The organism is Aquirufa sp. 5-AUSEE-100C1, assembly GCF_054558655.1.
In genome coordinates, this window is record NZ_JBPXKO010000001.1 from 245,039 (window position 1) to 262,900 (window position 17,862).

The following is a 17,862-nucleotide window of genomic DNA, read 5'->3' on the forward strand; positions in this document are numbered from 1 at the left end:
TATGATGAACGATAGCGTAAAATTACAGGATTTACTGCACAATGATTGGAAATCCATCTTGAAATCTAGCTTAGCGTCCGACAATTTTGAGAAATTATCGAATCGTGTCGTGGATGCCTATTCTAATGAAACTGTTTACCCGCCCCAAGAGCAGTTATTCCAAGCGTTTCAGTTATGTTCCTATCAAGATACCCGTGTAGTTATTCTAGGTCAAGATCCTTACCATGGACCTGGACAGGCTCATGGTTTGAGTTTTTCGGTTCCTCAAGCTTGTCCATTTCCTCCTTCTTTGAAGAATATTTTCAAGGAATTGTACATGGATTTGGGGATTATGCGTGTTTCGGGAGATTTGAGTGATTGGGCTGCTCAAGGTGTTTTGATGTTGAATACTTCGTTGACCGTTCGGGCCGGAGAGGCAGGTTCACATTCCAAACTAGGCTGGATAGAATTTACGAAAGCTGTTCTCAAAGCCTTGAATTCGCACGAAAAACCAATTGTGTTTCTTTTGTGGGGTAATCATGCCCAACAGTTTTCTTCCTTACTATCGGATCCTAAACACCTGATGCTAACTTCGGCACATCCTTCACCATTATCTGCGAATCGGGGTGGTTGGTTCGGATCTCGCCATTTTTCTAAGACGAATGATTTTTTAGTTTCCCAGGGACTAAAACCCATTCATTGGGCTTAAAGCCGTCTTAGCTGGCTCGGGAAATACACAAATTTGTTTGGGAATTCTTCCAAGAAGAACGTAGAAATCAAGGTTTCGATGGCTTCCTTCCGTCTTTCCTCGCTTACTGGAATAAGGCACTGAATGGAAAAGCCTTTCGAATCCGGCTCCTGATGGGAGGAAATTTCAAAGACCTGTGCTTGTTCAATGAAATCCCATTGATTCAATTCAGGAACAATGTGTTGCGTAAGGGCTTTGATAGCTTGTTCTTCGATGGCATTCTCTACGAAGATGGATATGTTGTATTGGATCATGGTTTTAAAGTCTTTTGTGCCAGCGCTTGGTACATAATTTCTGCCGTGTGGAATCCCTCTTTGTCGATGCCATCCTTGATTTGGTGACGGCAAGATGTTCCATTCATCGCGATAATCGTATTTCTTTTACTTGCTAATAGGCGAGGATAGAGCACTAGTTTGGCGATTTGCTGGGATAATGGATAGTGTTTCTTTTCGTATCCAAATGATCCCGCCATGCCGCAGCAACCCGTTGGTAATAATTCAACTTCGTAATTGGCCGGGAATGCGAGAACTTGTCTTGTGGAACTAATTCCTGCGATTGATTTCTGGTGGCAATGGCCATGAAGTACAATCTTTTCTGATTTGTCTGTGAAAGCAGCTTTGTCGATGCGTCCTGCTTTGATTTCCCTCAACAAGAATTCATCGATCAACAGGCAGTTTTCCTTTAATTTCAATGCATCGGCTCGTTGGTTTTCCTCAACCAATTGAGGAATTTCATCTCGAAAACTTAAGATCGCACTGGGTTCAATGCCGATGAAGGGATGTTCTGCCGAAATCTTTTCGTGAAGAAGTGATACGTTGGTTTTGGCTAATTTTTTAGCGAAGGCCAACATCCCTTTGGAGATATAGCTCCGACCGCTGATGATTTGCGATGGAATTTTCACTCCATAGCCCAATTCATTTAAGAGTAAGACTGTTTTCTTACCGAGTTCTACCTCATTGTAATTGGTAAACTCGTCCGCGAATAGGTAAACGAAGCCTTTCTCGAAGGTATCTTGTGGATTCTTCTTTGAATAGCGTTTAAACCAAGATTCGAGGCTGGTGAAATGTACTTCGGGAATGCTTCTATTCCAGGAGAATCCCATGAGGCTTTTAACCAAAATGGAAGTGCCTGGGAAATTGATTGCTAAATTATACAGTGGTGCGATGTAACTCGCTACTTGTTGGAGTTTTGGGAAATGGCCGATCAACGATGTACGCCAAGGAGTTCCTTTTTGATCGTAATGCTGTTGCCACGTTTCCGCTTTTAATTTAGCCATATCAACGCCTGAGGGACATTCCGTTTGACATCCTTTGCAGGAAAGACATAGGTCTAAGACATCCAATAATTCTGGATTTGAATAGGCCTCGGCACCTTGTTCGGTGAGTAATTGACGAAGCATGTTGGCCCGTCCACGCGTACTGTCTGCTTCTTTTTGGCTAGCCATGAAGCTCGGGCACATCGTACCGCCGCTTAAGGCTGTCTTTTTACAATCTCCAGATCCCGAGCATTTTTCGGCAAGGCCTAAGGGGCTATCGGTATCTGGATAATGAAAATAGTGTTTCGTGGATAGACTAGTTTCTTTTTTCCTGAATGCCTCATCCATGGGAGGGGTATCCACAATTTTACCTGGATTTAGGATATTTTGTGGGTCAAACAATTGTTTGATTTCCTTGAATAGGGCATATATTTCTGGCCCCATCATTTGAGGAATGAATTCACCTCGAAGACGTCCATCGCCATGTTCTCCACTCAAGGAACCTTGGTATTTCTTTAGGATTTCAACGGTTTCGGCTAATAGTGAGCGAAATAGTGTTTTTCCTCCGTTCGAGTGAATATCGAGAAAGGGTTCAATATGCAATTCGCCGGCACCTGCGTGCGCATAATAGGCGGCTTGAACGTTGTGTTTTGCCAGAAGAGTTTGAATGTCAGCCACATAGGCGGGTAAATCTTTCGGCGATACGGCACAATCTTCGATTAAATTAACCGGTTGTTTTAGGCCTTTCAGATTCCGAATTAATCCCAATCCTGCTTTTCGGATATCCCAACCCTTATTGATTTCACCTCCATAAAGTACCGGAAAAGCATAGGCTAAATTAGCTTTTTGAACATCCTCCGTGCAAGCTTTGATCTTTAGATCCAATGCCTCTTGGCTATCTTCCCGGAATTCGACCATGAGCATTGCCGCAGGTTTTCCGTCGATAAAGGCACGATCGTTTTTGAAGTTGGGGTGATCCTCCGTAAACGAAAGAATAAAATCATCCACCAATTCGGAGGCGGTGGGTTCATATTCCAAAGCTAAAACATTGGCATGTAGCGCATCTTGCAAGGTCGAGCAGTGTAAACACAACAATCCGATAAACGGATTCTTTTCTTCCAATACGTTTAATTTAGCGGCATGAACGACAGCTAAAGTTCCCTCAGATCCTGCGAATAAGGCAGAAAGGTTAAAAGCTTTACCTTCTGGATGAAAGGGTTGCATATCAAGCAATGCATCGAGTGCATATCCTGTATTCCGTCGTTTAATATCGGATTTAGGAAACCGATTTCGAATCAAGGTTTGTACCTCCGGATTATTCAGAATTCGATGCAATTCACGGTAAATTTTACCTTCGAGATTCCCTAATGTGGTTTTCTGGTAGAACTCTTCTTTGCTTAAGGGCTCGGTATGAATTTCGGTGCCATCGGAAAGAATAGCGCGTGTCTCGATCAGGTGGTCCCGTGTCGAACCCCAAACGATGGAATGTAAGCCACAGGAGTTGTTTCCGATCATCCCCCCGATTAAAGCACGGTTAGCCGTCGAAGTTTCAGGACCGAAAAATACGCCCGCTTCGGCGAGGTGTTTATTTAAATCGTCTCGGATAATGCCAGGTTCAACCCAGACGCTATGTTCTTTTTTATTGAGTTGGATGATTTTCGACATCCGATGCGACATCTCCATAACGATTCCTTCGCCAACAACCTGTCCGGCTAAAGAGGTTCCTGCTCCACGGGGGATGATACTTGATTTGTGGGAGGCGGCGAATTGGATTAGCCGTTTGATGTCTTTGGAATTGGCAGGAAGGGCAACCGCTTGGGGCTGTACTTCGTAGACAGAAGCGTCCGTTGCATAGAGACGTTTGGTGCGACGGGCGTCAGCGGAGTCAGTCATGTAGAGGTCTCCCTCAAAATGAATGCTTAATTGCTCGATGTCCCGCTTACTCCAATGCATGTATGTTCGAATTGAGTTTTAAAATTACGAAATCCAATCTTACCAACATATAACCATTCAAAGTTTCTAGAAGTCATTTCATCCGATTGCACAATATCGTTTCATGAATAATCGTAAATTTGAGTTCAAACTGAAATCTATGTTTTTTATCAGACAAGTTTACGAGAGTTTTATATTCGCTTATCAAGCTTTACGATCGAATGTATTGCGTACTACGCTATCCCTTTTGGGAGTGAGCGTAGGTATTTTTGCAATCGTTGCTGTATTTACGGCGGTAGACTCGTTGAACAATAAAATTCGGAAGGAAATTGATTCATTTGCAGGTTCGGGAGTTTTATATGTGGGGAAGTGGCCGTGGTTGATGCAAAATAATTATCCGTGGTGGAAGTACTTGAATCGTCCGGAAATGAAGTTTACGGAATATAAATACTTGAAGGAGCACTTGGAAAATGCGGAAGCGGTGGCAATTATGGATGGCGGAAGAACGGCCAGTGTGAGTCGGGGAAGTAGCAGCATGGATGCCAATCTTACTGGAGCATCTTATGAATATAATCAGATTACAAGTACACCGATTCAAGATGGTCGATACTTTCTCCCTATTGAATCAGAGAATGGATTATTTGTCTGTATTATCGGCGCCAAAGTGGCGGAAACATTGGTAGATGGTCGTTCGGCGGTGGGTGAGGTGATTAAGTTGAATGGTATCAAGTTTATGGTTATTGGGGTTATTGAGAAGAAAGGGGAGGATGTGTTGAATTTTGGTGGTACGCCGGATGAAAAGGTGATTATTCCATATACGACCTTTGCTGCAATCTTCCAAAAAGATAAACCTGCTCCAGATATTGCCATCAAGGCATTTAAAGGTGATGTAGGTCAAGAAGCCCTCGAGGGGGAAATTACGGGGATGATGCGGAGCTTACGTTCGATTAAGCCCAAGCAGGAAGATAACTTTTCAGTTAATCGTTTAGATGGTTTACAGGCTTTTTTCGATGGGATTTTTGCGGCCTTGAATATTGCAGGAGCCTTAATTGCCGGATTTAGTTTGTTGGTAGGTGGATTCGGAATCGCCAACATCATGTTTGTCTCGGTAAAGGAACGCACGAATATCATTGGTATTCAAAAGTCCTTGGGGGCGAAGAATTATTTCATCCTCTTTCAGTTTTTATTTGAGGCGGTATTCTTGAGCTTGATTGGAGGCTTGGTCGGAATTGGACTCGTCGTACTGATTACCTTGATTCCACAGGATGCTTTACCTTTATCACTAACGGCAGGGAATGTACTTACAGGTTTATTTATCTCGAGTTTCATTGGGGTTTTATCGGGTATTATCCCAGCTTGGGTAGCCGCCAAAATGGACCCGGTAATTGCGATACGATCGAAATAAAGAAAAATAAAAAAGGCCACCCAACCGGATGGCCTTTTTTGATAAGCGCTTTTACCTAGATAGATAAAGTAGCTAAAACGGAATTCATGTTACGAACGGCATCCGCTGATTTGTTGAACGCAGCTTGCTCGTCCTCTGTTAATTGATAGTCGACGATTTTCTCCCAACCGTTTTTGCCTAATACCACTGGAACACCTAAGCAGATGTCTGATTGGCCGTATTCGCCATCAAGCGATACGCAGCAAGACATGATTTTCTTCTCATCACGAACAATAGCTTCAACCAACGCAGCTCCGGCAGCACCTGGAGCATACCAAGCAGAAGTTCCCAATAAGCCAGTAAGTGTAGCACCACCTACCATCGTATCGGCAGCTACTTTGTCTAACGTTTCAGCATCCAAGAATTGGCTAACTGGAACACCATTGTAAGTTGCTAAACGCTTCAATGGAATCATGGTTGTATCTCCGTGACCACCAATCACCGTTCCGTGGATGTCATTGATAGATACATCCATGGCTTTGGCTAAATAGCACTTGAAACGAGCTGAATCCAAGGTACCACCCATACCGATGATGCGGTGCTTATCTAATCCAGCAACGGATTTCGCTAAATAAGTCATTGTGTCCATTGGATTTGAGATAATCACAATGATTGGATTCTTAGAGAATTTCAAGATATTTTCCACAACACTCTTTACAATACCCGCGTTCACACCGATTAATTCTTCACGCGTCATACCGGGTTTACGAGGTAAACCTGAAGTAATAACCACGACATCAGAATTGGCCGTTTTAGAATAGTCGTTGGTCGAACCGACTAATTTCGTATCAAAACCTAACAAAGAGGCCGTTTGAAACATATCAAGGGTTTTACCTTCGGCAATACCTTCTTTGATATCTAATAACACTAATTCATCAGCTAATTCTTTTCTAGCGATGTTGTCAGCACAAGTTGCACCTACGGCACCTGCTCCTACTACGGTGATTTTCATTGTTTTTATTTTTAGGAATGATTATACTAAAATCGTCGCAAAAATAAGACATAATCGCCAATAATGGAATCTATTTTTAAAATCAATAGGAATCAGGATAGACTCGTTTCGATATTAGTATCATTTTTGTATATTTAAGGATTAAATGGAGGAAATGGAAACTCAAACAAGCTTTATTGATCGAATTGTATCATCTAATTATTTTAAGAAAGCGATGGAAAAGGCGGAAGCTGTTTTCGCGAATGATAAATTAGGAATGTTAGGTTTGCTTCAAAAGTCTTTGATTAAGGTGCAAGAATTGGCGGCCACAAGTAATATATCCGTGGTGCGATTATTAAATCATTACATTGTCCTTTTCAGCGAATTGATTAAGGCATATGTCGCTGGTACATACAAGAAATTGCCGGCAATAACGTTAGTTAAAATTGTAGCGGTATTAATTTATTTTATTTCCCCATTTGATTTCATTCCTGATGTGCTACCATTGGTCGGTTTTACAGATGATTTAGCCGTTGTTTTGTGGGTAGGTAAATCCATTAAAAATGAATTGGATGAATTTGAAAAACATGTGAATGTTTAACGCCTGAAGAAGGATTATTAAGGACTATTGAATATATTTACAAAATAAAAAAATGAATACTATGAATATCTCAAGCATATTATTGTTTCTAAATGGTTTAGGCGGTGGCGAGTTGTTGTTGATCGGCCTAGCAATCTTGTTATTCTTTGGTGGTAAGAAATTACCTGAATTGATGCGCGGTCTTGGAAAAGGTATCCGTGAGTTCCAAGATGCTAAGAATGAAGTAAAAGATCAGATTAATAAAGAATTAGACGAAACGAAGAAATAGACTTCTCGTTTTTGTTTTCAATGCATAGTTGGCCTGCGCCAACTATGCTTTTGTGTTTAAAAAGAATCCCCTTTTTTAATGAATTTAGTTCCTGTTGCCTACTCGGAAATACGTCGAGATTTAATGGCTGGCAAGCGTACCTGTGTGGAGATTGTGCAAGGTCATTTGGACCGAATTTCGGAATATAATGCTCAATTAAATGCTTTCTTAACTGTTTACGAGGCAGAAGCTCTCGTACGCGCGCGCGAGGTGGATGAGCGAATTAAAGCTGGAAATGCGGGTTTTTTGGCAGGACTTGTTGTAGGGATTAAAGACTTGCTTTGTTATGCGGATCATCCGAGCCAGGCGGGTAGTCAAATATTGGATGGTTTTCAATCGACCTTCTCAGCTACTGCTGTTCAGCGACTGCTAGATGCTGATGCGATTATTATCGGTCGGCAGAATTGTGATGAATTCGGTATGGGATCGACCAATGAAAACTCTGCATTTGGTCCCGTGTTAAATTTTGCGAATACAGCCCATGTAGCTGGCGGTAGTTCAGGAGGTTCTGCGGTGGCCGTTCAAGCGGGTATGTGTCAGGTATCTCTAGGAACAGATACGGGTGGTTCGATTCGTATGCCGGCCGCATTTTGTGGAATCTCGGGTTTGAAGCCTACTTATGGACGTGTTTCGCGCTGGGGTCTTATTGCTTATGCGTCTTCTTTTGACAGCATTGGCCCTATGGCGCATCATGTGGAAGATTTAGCTTTGGTTTTGAAGGTCATCGAAGGGAAAGATGGGTATGACAATACGGTCGTTGATGAAATAGCTTCCAGTAATCAACCTAAAAAACGGGTAGCCTATATCAAGGAAATTGTAGAACACCCTAGTCTTCAACAAGAAATTCGAGAGGCCTTTTTTGCGAAAGTAGACAAATTGAAGTCAATGGGCTACGAAGTTATTTCTGTAGAATTTCCTTACATCGAACAATTATTGCCCACTTATTACGTATTAACTACGGCTGAAGCGAGTTCGAATTTAGCACGTTTCGACGGTGTTAAATATGGCCATCGGACGGAAGGAGCTTCCGATTTGATGGAGTTGTACAAGAAAACGCGCGATGAAGCTTTTGGTGAGGAAGTAAAGCGTCGAATCATGCTTGGGACTTTTGTTTTGAGTGCCGACTACTACGATGCTTATTATACGAAGGCGCAGCAGGTTCGTCGATTGATTCAGGAAAAAACCTTGGATATTTTAGCTGAGAATGATTTTATTATTTCACCGACGACCTCATCGACGGCCTATAAATTAGGCGAGAAGACAGTTGATCCCTTGCAGATGTACTTGGGCGATTTATTTACTGTTCAAGCCAATATTACGGGTTTGCCGGCGGTATCGGTTCCGATGGGAGTGGACGCTGTGGGTCTTCCCATGGGTTTTCAGGTGACAGGTCGACCATTTGAGGAAAAGGGAATTTTGGATTTTTCAAAATTAATTAACGAATGAAATTTAGGTTCTTGATTTTGTGGGTCTTATGCTTGTTTTGCCTTCCGGTTTGGGGGCAAATAACGGCCAGTACTCCACCGGTTCAAGCACCTGTTTCTGTCAATAAATACCTTCCGCAGGAAGATCTTGAGTTATTGAAGGAATTGTCCATGGGTGAGCAAGGGATGCCAACTGCGTTGATGATTGATCCTGCGTTCATTTCAAGTAGGTTGGCTAAGCTTCAGAATCAAATTCCCTTAGTTTATAATCAGTATACCCATCAATTTGTTGAATATTTTGCCTTCAAGAAAGTAGATTTTACCCGTCGTATGTTAGAAAAGCGGGACATCTATTTTCCATTATATGAGAAATACCTCAAGCAGTATAATCTACCTGAGGAGTTAAAATATTTATCACTTATCGAGTCGGGCTTAGAAACGAAAGCTATTTCAAATAAGGGTGCCGGGGGCCTTTGGCAATTCATGCCTTACACGGCGCGTGGTGATTTTGGTCTACGGGTAGATGGAGTTGTCGATGAGCGTTTTGATCCTGAAAAGGCAACCGAAGCTGCCTGCAAATACTTAAAGCAATTATATCGCGTTTTTGGTGATTGGCACTTAGCATTAGCGGCATATAATACAGGACCGGGTAATGTGAAACGTGCGATTCGCAAATGTGGCAAGAGCGATTTTTGGGGGATTTATAATTGCCTACCCAAGCAGACTCGTGCCTATGTGCCTCAATTCATTGCGATGGCGTATATGATGAATTACAATTGGGAACATGCGATAGTTGCTGATAAGTGGGTAAGCAAGGTTCCAGTTGATACGATTCAAGTAAAAGGATATCTGAATCTGAATTTGCTAAAGAAGTTTTCGAATATTCCGGATTATATCTTTAAGGAAGTGAATCCGCATATCATGGCTTCCATAATTCCAAATGATAATCGTTTGGTCTCTATTAATATTCCTAGTATTCATTTTAGCTATTTTAAAGAAAATCGTCAATCAATTCTCGATTCGGCAGGATATATTTCCCCAAGTCAAAGAGATAGTCTTTCAAAAAGAATCGTAGAGAAGTTGGTCCGTAAATTTTATAAAGTTAAGCGCAGTCAGAGTCTTCATGAAGTTGCGCGTGTTTTGGGGATGAGCCTGGCCGAATTAAAAAAGCTGAATAGATTACGTTCGAACCGTGTTAAAAAGGGTAAAAAATTAGTCTATTTCGTTCGGGTTCAGGTGGAAGAGTCATTGATTTCGCTTGATAGTACATCCAAAGATGAGCCCGAGATACTTGTTATTAATAAACGCAGTAAAGGAAAAAAAGTAAAATCCCGATATCATAAAGTACGTGCTGGTGATACCTTGTCGGAAATTGCCGACCGCTATCCAGGGCTTACGGTTTCCAAACTGAAAAAATTAAATCACTTACGTTCCTCGACCAACTTGCGTTTGGGGCAACGCTTACGGATAAACTAATATGATCGCATATTTAAAAGGAAAATTAGCTCATAAGGATCGCACACATGTAATCATTGATGTGCAGGGAGTTGGCTATGAAGTGAAGATTTCATTGCAGACCTATGATGCCTTAAAAGACGGCAATGAAAGTATCCAATTGTTCACGCATCTTCAAATCAAAGAAGATTCCCATACCTTGGTGGGGTTTCATTCCATGGATGAGAAATATTTATTCTTGGATTTGGTCTCGGTTTCAGGTGTGGGTTTAAGTACGGCACTCGTCATGTTGTCCTCATTTTCATCAAGTGAAATTCGTTCAGCGATTATGAATGAGAATATTGGTTTGATTCAATCCATTAAAGGAATTGGTTCTAAGACCGCTCAACGGGTTATTTTAGAATTAAAGGATAAGTGCAAGAAAGATACCTTGTTCGTGGAAGCGGGAGCAGCGGCGCATGATCAATCTTTTGGTATCAAACAAGAGGCTTTGGCGGCTTTGGTTACCTTAGGTATTCCTCGAGTAGCGGCGGAGAAGAATTTAGACCAATTATTGAAAGCAAATCCCGATGCGAATGTGGAGCAATTAATCAAACTCGCATTACGTTAAGCTTACTATTTTAAAGACTACGATGTTTTATCCTAATTCACAACGATTGTTTCGATTGGCTTTTGCGAGCCTATTGACGGTTGTGGGCATCGGTCAAATGAATGCGCAAGTTGATTCTACGAAAATCCTCGAAAAAAGCGGTCGGAAACCGCGATATTCTCTTCGTCGTAGCTCGATCGCCGCGAAAAAGAATTCACCTTTTGCAATTTATCAAATACCTCAGGTTCAAACGTCTACCCGTATTCTCGGGGAGGATGTTTTCCAGGAACGTCGTTTGGGTGATTTTTCGTTGAGCCCCATTCATAGTCGAAGTTTTTCAGATTATAGTCTCCAACAAAATACCTTGGTCAATCGTAGTTTTTGGAATGCCTATTCCAAAAGTCTTGATGGGACAAGTTCGGTTCAATCTCGTGGGCTTTTTCCTAAAATCGAATTACCTCCTGCGATCGATCGAATATTTGGAGGATCCGAGGTCTATTTCAAGCCCAATGGTAGCTTATTATTGGACATTGGTTACCAAGGACAATATGTCGATAATCCTGCTATTCCCGTCCAATTGCGGTATGTCGGGAATCTCTTTTTTAATGAACAAGCACAGATCAACTTCCAAGGCAAGATTGGCGATAAGCTGAATTTAAACGCCAATTTCGATACCAAAGCCAGTTTTAATTTTCAAAACCAATTAAAGCTGAACTGGAAAACGCAAGAAGAGGACATTCTTCAAAATATTGAGGCTGGAAATACCTCATGGACCCTAAATTCCCAATTGATTCCCGGTGTTCAAAACCTTTTTGGTTTAAAGACCTTGATGCGATTTGGGAATTTAGATGTGACTTTGGTTGCCGCCCAGCAACGTTCGAAACAGGATTGTATAACGATGAAGGGAGGCTCTCAAGGGCGTTCTTTCGAACTTCGTGCCGACCAATACGATGAAAATCGTCACTTCTTTTTATCCACTTTTTTCCGAAATAATTACGAACGCTCACTCCAGAATTTGCCCGTCATTACCAGCGGAATCACGGTGACACGTGTGGAAGTCTATGTTACTAATCGAACGCAAAGCACGGAAACGCTTCGAAATTTGGTCGCACTGTCGGATTTAGGCGAATCGAGTCCCTACAATAAGGGAAATCCGATTATGCAACCCATTCTTCCAGGTCAAAGCGTTGATAACAAGAATAATGGTTTGTATTCCAAATTAGTGGCTGACCCTCAAATTCGTAAATCCGATCAATCGTCCTACCAATTGGAATCCACTTATGGACTTCAGCGGGGTACAGATTTTGATATGTTGAAGGGTGCCAAGCGATTGAATGAGCGTGAGTACAAAGTTAACTCACAGTTGGGTTACATCTCCTTAGTGGCTCCGCTGCGTAATGACGAGGTATTAGCCGTTTCTTATGAGTATACGTTTAATGGGCGTAAGTACAAGGTTGGCGAATTAACCGAAGACTATCAAGCGCGTCAGGATAATGAGGTATTGATTTTGAAGATGTTGAAGTCGTCAACGATTCGGAATCATTTGAACCATCCGATGTGGGATTTGATGATGAAGAATATCTATTCGTTAAATTCCAATGGCTTAACCAAACAAAATTTTCAGTTGCGTTTGGTGTACAAGGATGATGCCACGGGAATAGATAACTCGAATTTAATTGAAGGGGAAAAGGTCAAAGACATTCCTTTGGTGAAGGTTTTGGGATTGGATAAACTGAATTTTGCCGGTGATCCACAGCCCGATGGGAACTTTGATTACATTGAGGATGTGACGATTGATTCCAAAAATGGAAAGATTATATTCCCGCTTTTGGAGCCTTTTGGGTCAAGTTTGAAAAAACAATTTACCGCCGCGGAGAGTAATTTAGTCGATAAATATGTCTTCGATAAATTGTATCGAATGACACAGACGGATGCGGTCCAACAAGCCTCTAAGAATAAGTTTTTCATCAAAGGGAATTTCCAGGCAGGTGTAGGAGGAGATATTTCCTTGCCATTTGGAGTGGAACCTAAATCGGTAAGTGTTTCTGCGGGTGGTCAAGCATTAGTAGCAGGATCCGATTACATCGTAGAAGGTCAATCGGGTAAGGTGAAGATATTAAATGAGGGAGTATTCCAATCTGGACGGGAGTTAAAAGTTTGTTACGAGAAACCTGATTTATTTACGAATCAAGTACGTACGATGCTGGGGACTCGTTTGGATTATAATTTGGGTCAGGATGTACACTTAGGTGCCACCATTCAAAGCATGAGTGAAACACCACCTGCTTTCTTACGAAGGGTGGCGATAGGTAATGAACCCGTGAATAATACCTTGATTGGTTTTGATGCGAGTATCTTGAAGAAATCAAATTTCTTGACGCGTGCGATTGATGCCCTACCTGTCATTTCAACGAAAGAATCCTCGGTGATTGATTTCCAGGGCGAATTTGCCAAACTAATTCCGAATGTGAATGATCGGGTTCAGGGGAATGCGTTTATTGATGATTTCGAGTCGGCGCGTGTGATGTATAATTTAAGTTCTCAGCCTACCTTATGGCGGCCGGGAGCGACTCCGAAGGAGTTCATTCCAGGAAATGGGCGTGATTTGACTTCCAATTATCGCCGTGCGAAAATATCTGCTTACAATGTGGACGCGAGTTTGTATGGTCAGGGTGGCTTCTCGTTGGATGTGCCTGGTTTGGATCCCGCAATTACCAATACCTATGCCTATGAGCGTATTGTGACTCCGAAAGGACTATTTCCCAATAAAGATTTCGCGAATAACATCACCAATTTGCCGATTGGTGTTTTGGATGTAGCGTACTTCCCTTCGGAACGTGGTATCTATAACTTTAATCCCAATTTAACTGCACAGGGTTTGTTGCCAAATCCAAAGAATAATTTTGGTGCCATTACGCGGGCCATTGTATCAGATACGGATTTCGATAATGCCAATGTGGAGCAAATCGAGTTTTGGTTGATGGATCCTTTCGTTCGTGGGGAAGCTGGAAAGATTCGAGATGGTATTTTCAACAAGAACAATACGACAGGGGGTAAATTGATTTTCCATTTGGGGGATGTATCGGAGGATTTTATCCCGGATGGCTTCTCGAATTTTGAGAATGGAATACCCGCGGGTGATAAGATCTTGACAGGTAACAATCAGAACGTGGAAAAGACCACTTGGGGATTAGCGCCGAAGCGTCAGTTTGTGATTAATGCTTTTGATAATCAAGGAGGTAGGGGCCAACAAGACATCGGCTTAGACGGTTTGCCTAACTTAGTGGATGGAGCTAATTCTTTGTCGGAAACCACCTATTTCTCCGAATATCTAACGCAGACCAAATCCCGTGTCACGGATTCGAAGGCTTTGGCTTCGATTCAAGCTGACCCTGCGGCGGATGATTTTATTCACTATTTGAGTGCTAATTATAATTCTTCCGGAAGTTTGGTGGAGCGTTATAAGAATTACATGGGGCTTGAAAATAATTCGCCTACGACTGATAACCCAAGTAATGCAAATATTACAGAAGCAAATTCGATGATGCCAGACCGGGAGGATTTGAATAACGATAATACCGTCAATGAAGTTGAGGCATATTTTCAGTACGAGGTTGATTTGAAGCCAGGAGCTCTGGCAGTTGGTCAAGGATTTGTTGTAGATAAGGTTAACGAGGGTGGGGTAGATTGGTATTTATTTAGAATTCCGATTAAGGATAAGCGTAACTATACGACGCCTGCCGGTGAGATCAGCAGTTTTAAGTCGATACGTTTCTTCCGTATGTTGTTGAGTCAATTCCAAGATCCAGTGGTCTTGCGTTTTGCTCAATTGCAGCTTTCAGGATATTCCTATCGTAAGTTTATCGGTGAATTAGACCAACGAAATGGCCAAGAAATGCCTGAGTCCTACGACGCTAAATTCCGTGTGGCTTCGGTAAATATTGAGGAGAATGGTCCAGCCAGCAAAGGTGTAAATACGATTCCTTATGTGGTTCCTCCGGGTTTTGTTCGGGATCAGGATGTGACGACGATCAACAATGCGCGATTAAACGAGCAATCGATGAGTTTATGTGTGGATAACCTTCGACCTGGGGATGCGCGCGCGGTGTTTAAGAATTCTTCATTCGATTTTATTAATTACAAGCGTCTCCGGATGTTTGTATCGATGCAAAGTCAAGACCAGGTTGATGGACAGGTTTCGGCATTCTTGCGAATCGGAACGGATTTGACGGATAATTATTACGAGGTGGAGCAAATGGGACTTCGTCAGACGCAAAAGGGGCAGGGTTTGGATACCGAGATATGGCCATTGGATAATGAATTTGATGTGGAGTTTGACTTGATGAAGCAGGTGAAGATTGAGCGGGACCGACAAGGTAAATCCTTGAATGAGCAGTTTAGTTTGATCATGGTCTCTTCGACTGGTAAGAAATACCGGATTACGGTCATGGGACGTCCGGATCAAAGCGCTTCGATGACCTTGATGATTGGGGTTCGTAACACAACGAAAGATGGTCAAAATAAATCATTCTGTATTTGGGTGAACGAATTGCGTGCGTCGGGTTTTGATCAAACCTCAGGTGAAGCGGCCTTGGGTAAGCTAGGTATTAAATTGGCCGATTTAGGCCAGATCACCATGAATGGTAGTTTCCGGAACTATGGATTCGGAGGAGTTCAGTCGAAGATTTCAGATCGTGCCCGTGATAACATGAAAGAATATGGCATCACAGCCAATCTAAACTTGGATAAATTCCTGCCAAGTAAATGGGGCTTCAAGATTCCTTTCTATGTCTCTTATGATCGTCGAAATATTTCACCTGAGTTTGATCCTTTAGATCCCGATATTTTCTTGAAGGATGCCCTGGGTAAGTTTGGAACACAGGCTAAAAGAGATTCCTATTTGAAATTGGTGGAGGATAATACGGAGCGGCAGGGTTTCAATTTTACCAATGTTCGCAAGATTCGAAGTTCATTGGCCAAGCATGCTTATGTGTGGGATTTATCCAACTTCACCTTTAGTTATGCTTATTCGGAAATGATTCGTACGAATACATTGACTGAGACCTATCGTCAATTGAGTCAACGAGGAAGCGTGCTTTACAGTTATACAACGTCTGCCTCATTCTGGGAGCCATTTGCTAAGTGGGGCATGAATTCGCCATGGTTTGCCCTTTTGAGAGATGTGAATATCAATGTCATCCCCGCTTCGATTACCGTACGCGCGGAAATGGACCGTAGTTTTGTAAAGACGCAATTACGGAATCAAGAGTTAACAACCCTTGGTGTTGCGCCTCAATTTGAGAAGTATTGGTTCTTTAATCGCCAATATGCCTTGAATTGGAATTTAACGAAGAGTATGATTGTGAATTATTCAGCGAATGTGAATACGATCATCGATGAGCCTTTCGGGGATTTAGATACCCAAGCGAAACGGGATTCGGTGATGTTCAATATTCGAGCGTTGGGGCGTGCGAAGGAGTTCGACCAACAAGCCGGATTGGTTTGGCGATTGCCTCTACAGAAATTACCATTGACCGATTGGATGAATGCAGATTATACGCATCGAATGGGATATAATTATTTTGCTAACTCATTCAATATCAAGGATTCCTTAGATATTCCTTTTGGTAATATTATTAAGAATTCGCGGGAGCGCTCGATTAATGGTCGGGTCGATTTTGTTTCCCTTTATAATCGTATCCGTGCTCTGCGTTGGGTAAATTCAAGTAATCCAACGAGTAAGGACGTGGCTAGAAATCCAGGCGATGAGGATGATATTATCATTCCGCCAAAGAATGCCTTGAAGTCGGTCGCTCGATTATTACTAACCCTTCGTGGTATTCAAGTGAATTATTCGATGAATGAATCGACGACATTGCCAGGATTTAACCCGTCACCGGGACGATTGGGAATGAATGGAAATTGGGGAGCACCGGGCTTGGATTTTGTCTCTGGCGGGCAGCGTGATCAGATTCGATTTACCGCTGCGGAGAATGGTTGGCTATCGAAGAGTACGGTTCAGAATATTCCGTTTACCCAATTGCGCCAGCAGCGTTTGACCTATTCAACGCAGTTGGAACCCACGAAGGATTTACGAATTCAGGTTGATGGTAATTACAACAAAGGGGATAATTACCAAGAGTTTTTCCGGCCTGCCGAACCCGGAGGTCCATTTAAGAGCCAAAGCCCAGTTCGTTCAGGTAATTATTCGATGTCCTTCTTGTCTTTCATGACTGCCTTTAAGGATCCGACTCAAGTGTTTGAGCAATTCCGCTCAAATCGTGAGGTATTGATGATGCGCTTAAACCGCACAAAGGTAGCGGAGGGTTTGTATAATCGTAATTCACAGGATGTGTTGATTCCTGCGTTCTTTGCGGCTTATTCGGGTGTGTCAGCCAATGAAGTGAAGTTTTCACCTTTCTATAATATCCCTTTGCCAAACTGGAAAGTGGATTACAATGGATTGAATCTGTTCCCAGGTATCACGAAGAAATTTAGCTCTTTCACGATTACCCACATGTACTCGAGTACCTATAGTGTAGGTAATTTTGTTTCGTCTTTAGAGTATGGTCAATTAGCGAATGACTTCCAGAATTTGACTTTGAATAGCTTGCTGTACCCCTTATCTTCTCGTTTTGATCCAGACACGAAAACCTTAATTCCGGTGTATGTGATGAGTACGATTTCCTTTACGGAGCGTTTCTCGCCTTTGGTCGGCGTGAATGCAATTACGAAAAGTCGGATTTCATTACGTTTTGAGTACAATCAAGATCGAAGTGTCGGATTAAACTTAGCTAATTCGCAGGTGGCGGAAGTGGCCAACAAGGATTTGACTTTTGCGGTAGGCTTTACCAAAGCGAATATGTTAATTCCATTTAAGATTAACGGCAGAGCCGTTCGTTTGCCGAATGACTTGCGTTTCAACATGAATTTAACGATTCGAGATACGCGTACTTTGCAACGAAAGTTAGATGCGGAGACCGTTGTTACGCAAGGTTTCGTCAATTTCCAATTCAGACCTCAGTTGACCTATTCCGTGAGCGATAAGTTGTCTGTGACCGCCTATTTCGATAAAATGATGAATAACCCATTGGTTTCCAATTCCTTCTACCGGTCAACGGTCGCAGGTGGTTTCCAAATCCGATATAGTCTAGAATAATTACGAAAAAAATTTTGCAATCAAGCCCGAATTTCGTG

Annotated in this window: 11 protein-coding genes; 8 read left to right on the plus strand and 3 right to left on the minus strand. The window is 42.3% G+C overall.

The window, feature by feature from the left end; genetic code table 11:
* The first annotated feature begins 1 nt into the window (after position 1).
* On the plus strand, positions 2 to 688 hold the full coding sequence (locus tag ACMH5P_RS01115) for a uracil-DNA glycosylase (protein WP_459492475.1): 687 nt from the start codon (positions 2 to 4) through the stop codon (positions 686 to 688).
* Here ACMH5P_RS01115 and ACMH5P_RS01120 read toward each other — a convergent pair.
* Together ACMH5P_RS01120 and ACMH5P_RS01125 are read right to left on the minus strand one after the other, a co-directional pair.
* Positions 685 to 981, minus strand: a complete 297-nt coding sequence (locus ACMH5P_RS01120; protein ID WP_459492476.1) for a DUF4286 family protein — start codon at positions 979 to 981, stop codon at positions 685 to 687. The two genes, ACMH5P_RS01115 and ACMH5P_RS01120, sit on opposite strands and share 4 nt — an antisense overlap.
* The gene (locus tag ACMH5P_RS01125; RefSeq protein ID WP_459492477.1) at positions 978 to 3,935 is read right to left on the minus strand and encodes an FAD-binding and (Fe-S)-binding domain-containing protein; all 2,958 of its coding nucleotides are present in this window, start codon (positions 3,933 to 3,935) and stop codon (positions 978 to 980) included. Before ACMH5P_RS01125 ends, ACMH5P_RS01120 begins: the two co-directional genes overlap by 4 nt.
* 139 nt (positions 3,936 to 4,074) lie before the next feature.
* Between ACMH5P_RS01125 and ACMH5P_RS01130 the strand changes: the two genes are divergently transcribed.
* Positions 4,075 to 5,319 (plus strand): ABC transporter permease, encoded by a 1,245-nt coding sequence (locus ACMH5P_RS01130; protein WP_459492478.1) that lies wholly within the window; start codon positions 4,075 to 4,077, stop codon positions 5,317 to 5,319.
* A gap of 55 nt (positions 5,320 to 5,374) precedes the next feature.
* Here ACMH5P_RS01130 and mdh read toward each other — a convergent pair whose 3' ends face one another.
* Complete coding sequence (gene mdh / locus ACMH5P_RS01135; protein WP_459492479.1) at positions 5,375 to 6,310, minus strand: malate dehydrogenase; 936 nt, start codon at positions 6,308 to 6,310, stop codon at positions 5,375 to 5,377.
* Between the two features lie 154 nt (positions 6,311 to 6,464).
* On the opposite strand from mdh, the gene ACMH5P_RS01140 reads away from it, so the two are divergent.
* The 6 genes from ACMH5P_RS01140 (at position 6,465) to sov (ending at position 17,824) form a co-directional block, all read left to right on the plus strand.
* Complete coding sequence (locus ACMH5P_RS01140; RefSeq protein ID WP_459492480.1) at positions 6,465 to 6,890, plus strand: YkvA family protein; 426 nt, start codon at positions 6,465 to 6,467, stop codon at positions 6,888 to 6,890.
* Positions 6,891 to 6,951: 61 nt separating this feature from the next.
* Positions 6,952 to 7,158, plus strand: a complete 207-nt coding sequence (locus tag ACMH5P_RS01145) for a Sec-independent protein translocase subunit TatA/TatB (RefSeq protein WP_315575355.1) — start codon at positions 6,952 to 6,954, stop codon at positions 7,156 to 7,158.
* 78 nt (positions 7,159 to 7,236) lie between these two features.
* Complete coding sequence (gene gatA / locus ACMH5P_RS01150) at positions 7,237 to 8,643, plus strand: Asp-tRNA(Asn)/Glu-tRNA(Gln) amidotransferase subunit GatA (protein ID WP_459492481.1); 1,407 nt, start codon at positions 7,237 to 7,239, stop codon at positions 8,641 to 8,643.
* Positions 8,640 to 10,097 carry a lytic transglycosylase domain-containing protein gene (locus ACMH5P_RS01155; protein ID WP_459492482.1) on the plus strand — a complete coding sequence of 486 codons (1,458 nt, stop codon included), beginning with the start codon at positions 8,640 to 8,642 and terminating at the stop codon, positions 10,095 to 10,097. The genes gatA and ACMH5P_RS01155 overlap by 4 nt, the downstream gene beginning before the upstream one ends.
* 1 nt (position 10,098) lies before the next feature.
* On the plus strand, positions 10,099 to 10,686 hold the full coding sequence (gene ruvA, locus ACMH5P_RS01160; RefSeq protein WP_459492483.1) for a Holliday junction branch migration protein RuvA: 588 nt from the start codon (positions 10,099 to 10,101) through the stop codon (positions 10,684 to 10,686).
* 22 nt (positions 10,687 to 10,708) lie between these two features.
* Positions 10,709 to 17,824 carry a T9SS outer membrane translocon Sov/SprA gene (sov, locus tag ACMH5P_RS01165; protein WP_459492484.1) on the plus strand — a complete coding sequence of 2,372 codons (7,116 nt, stop codon included), beginning with the start codon at positions 10,709 to 10,711 and terminating at the stop codon, positions 17,822 to 17,824.
* Positions 17,825 to 17,862: the final 38 nt, after the last annotated feature.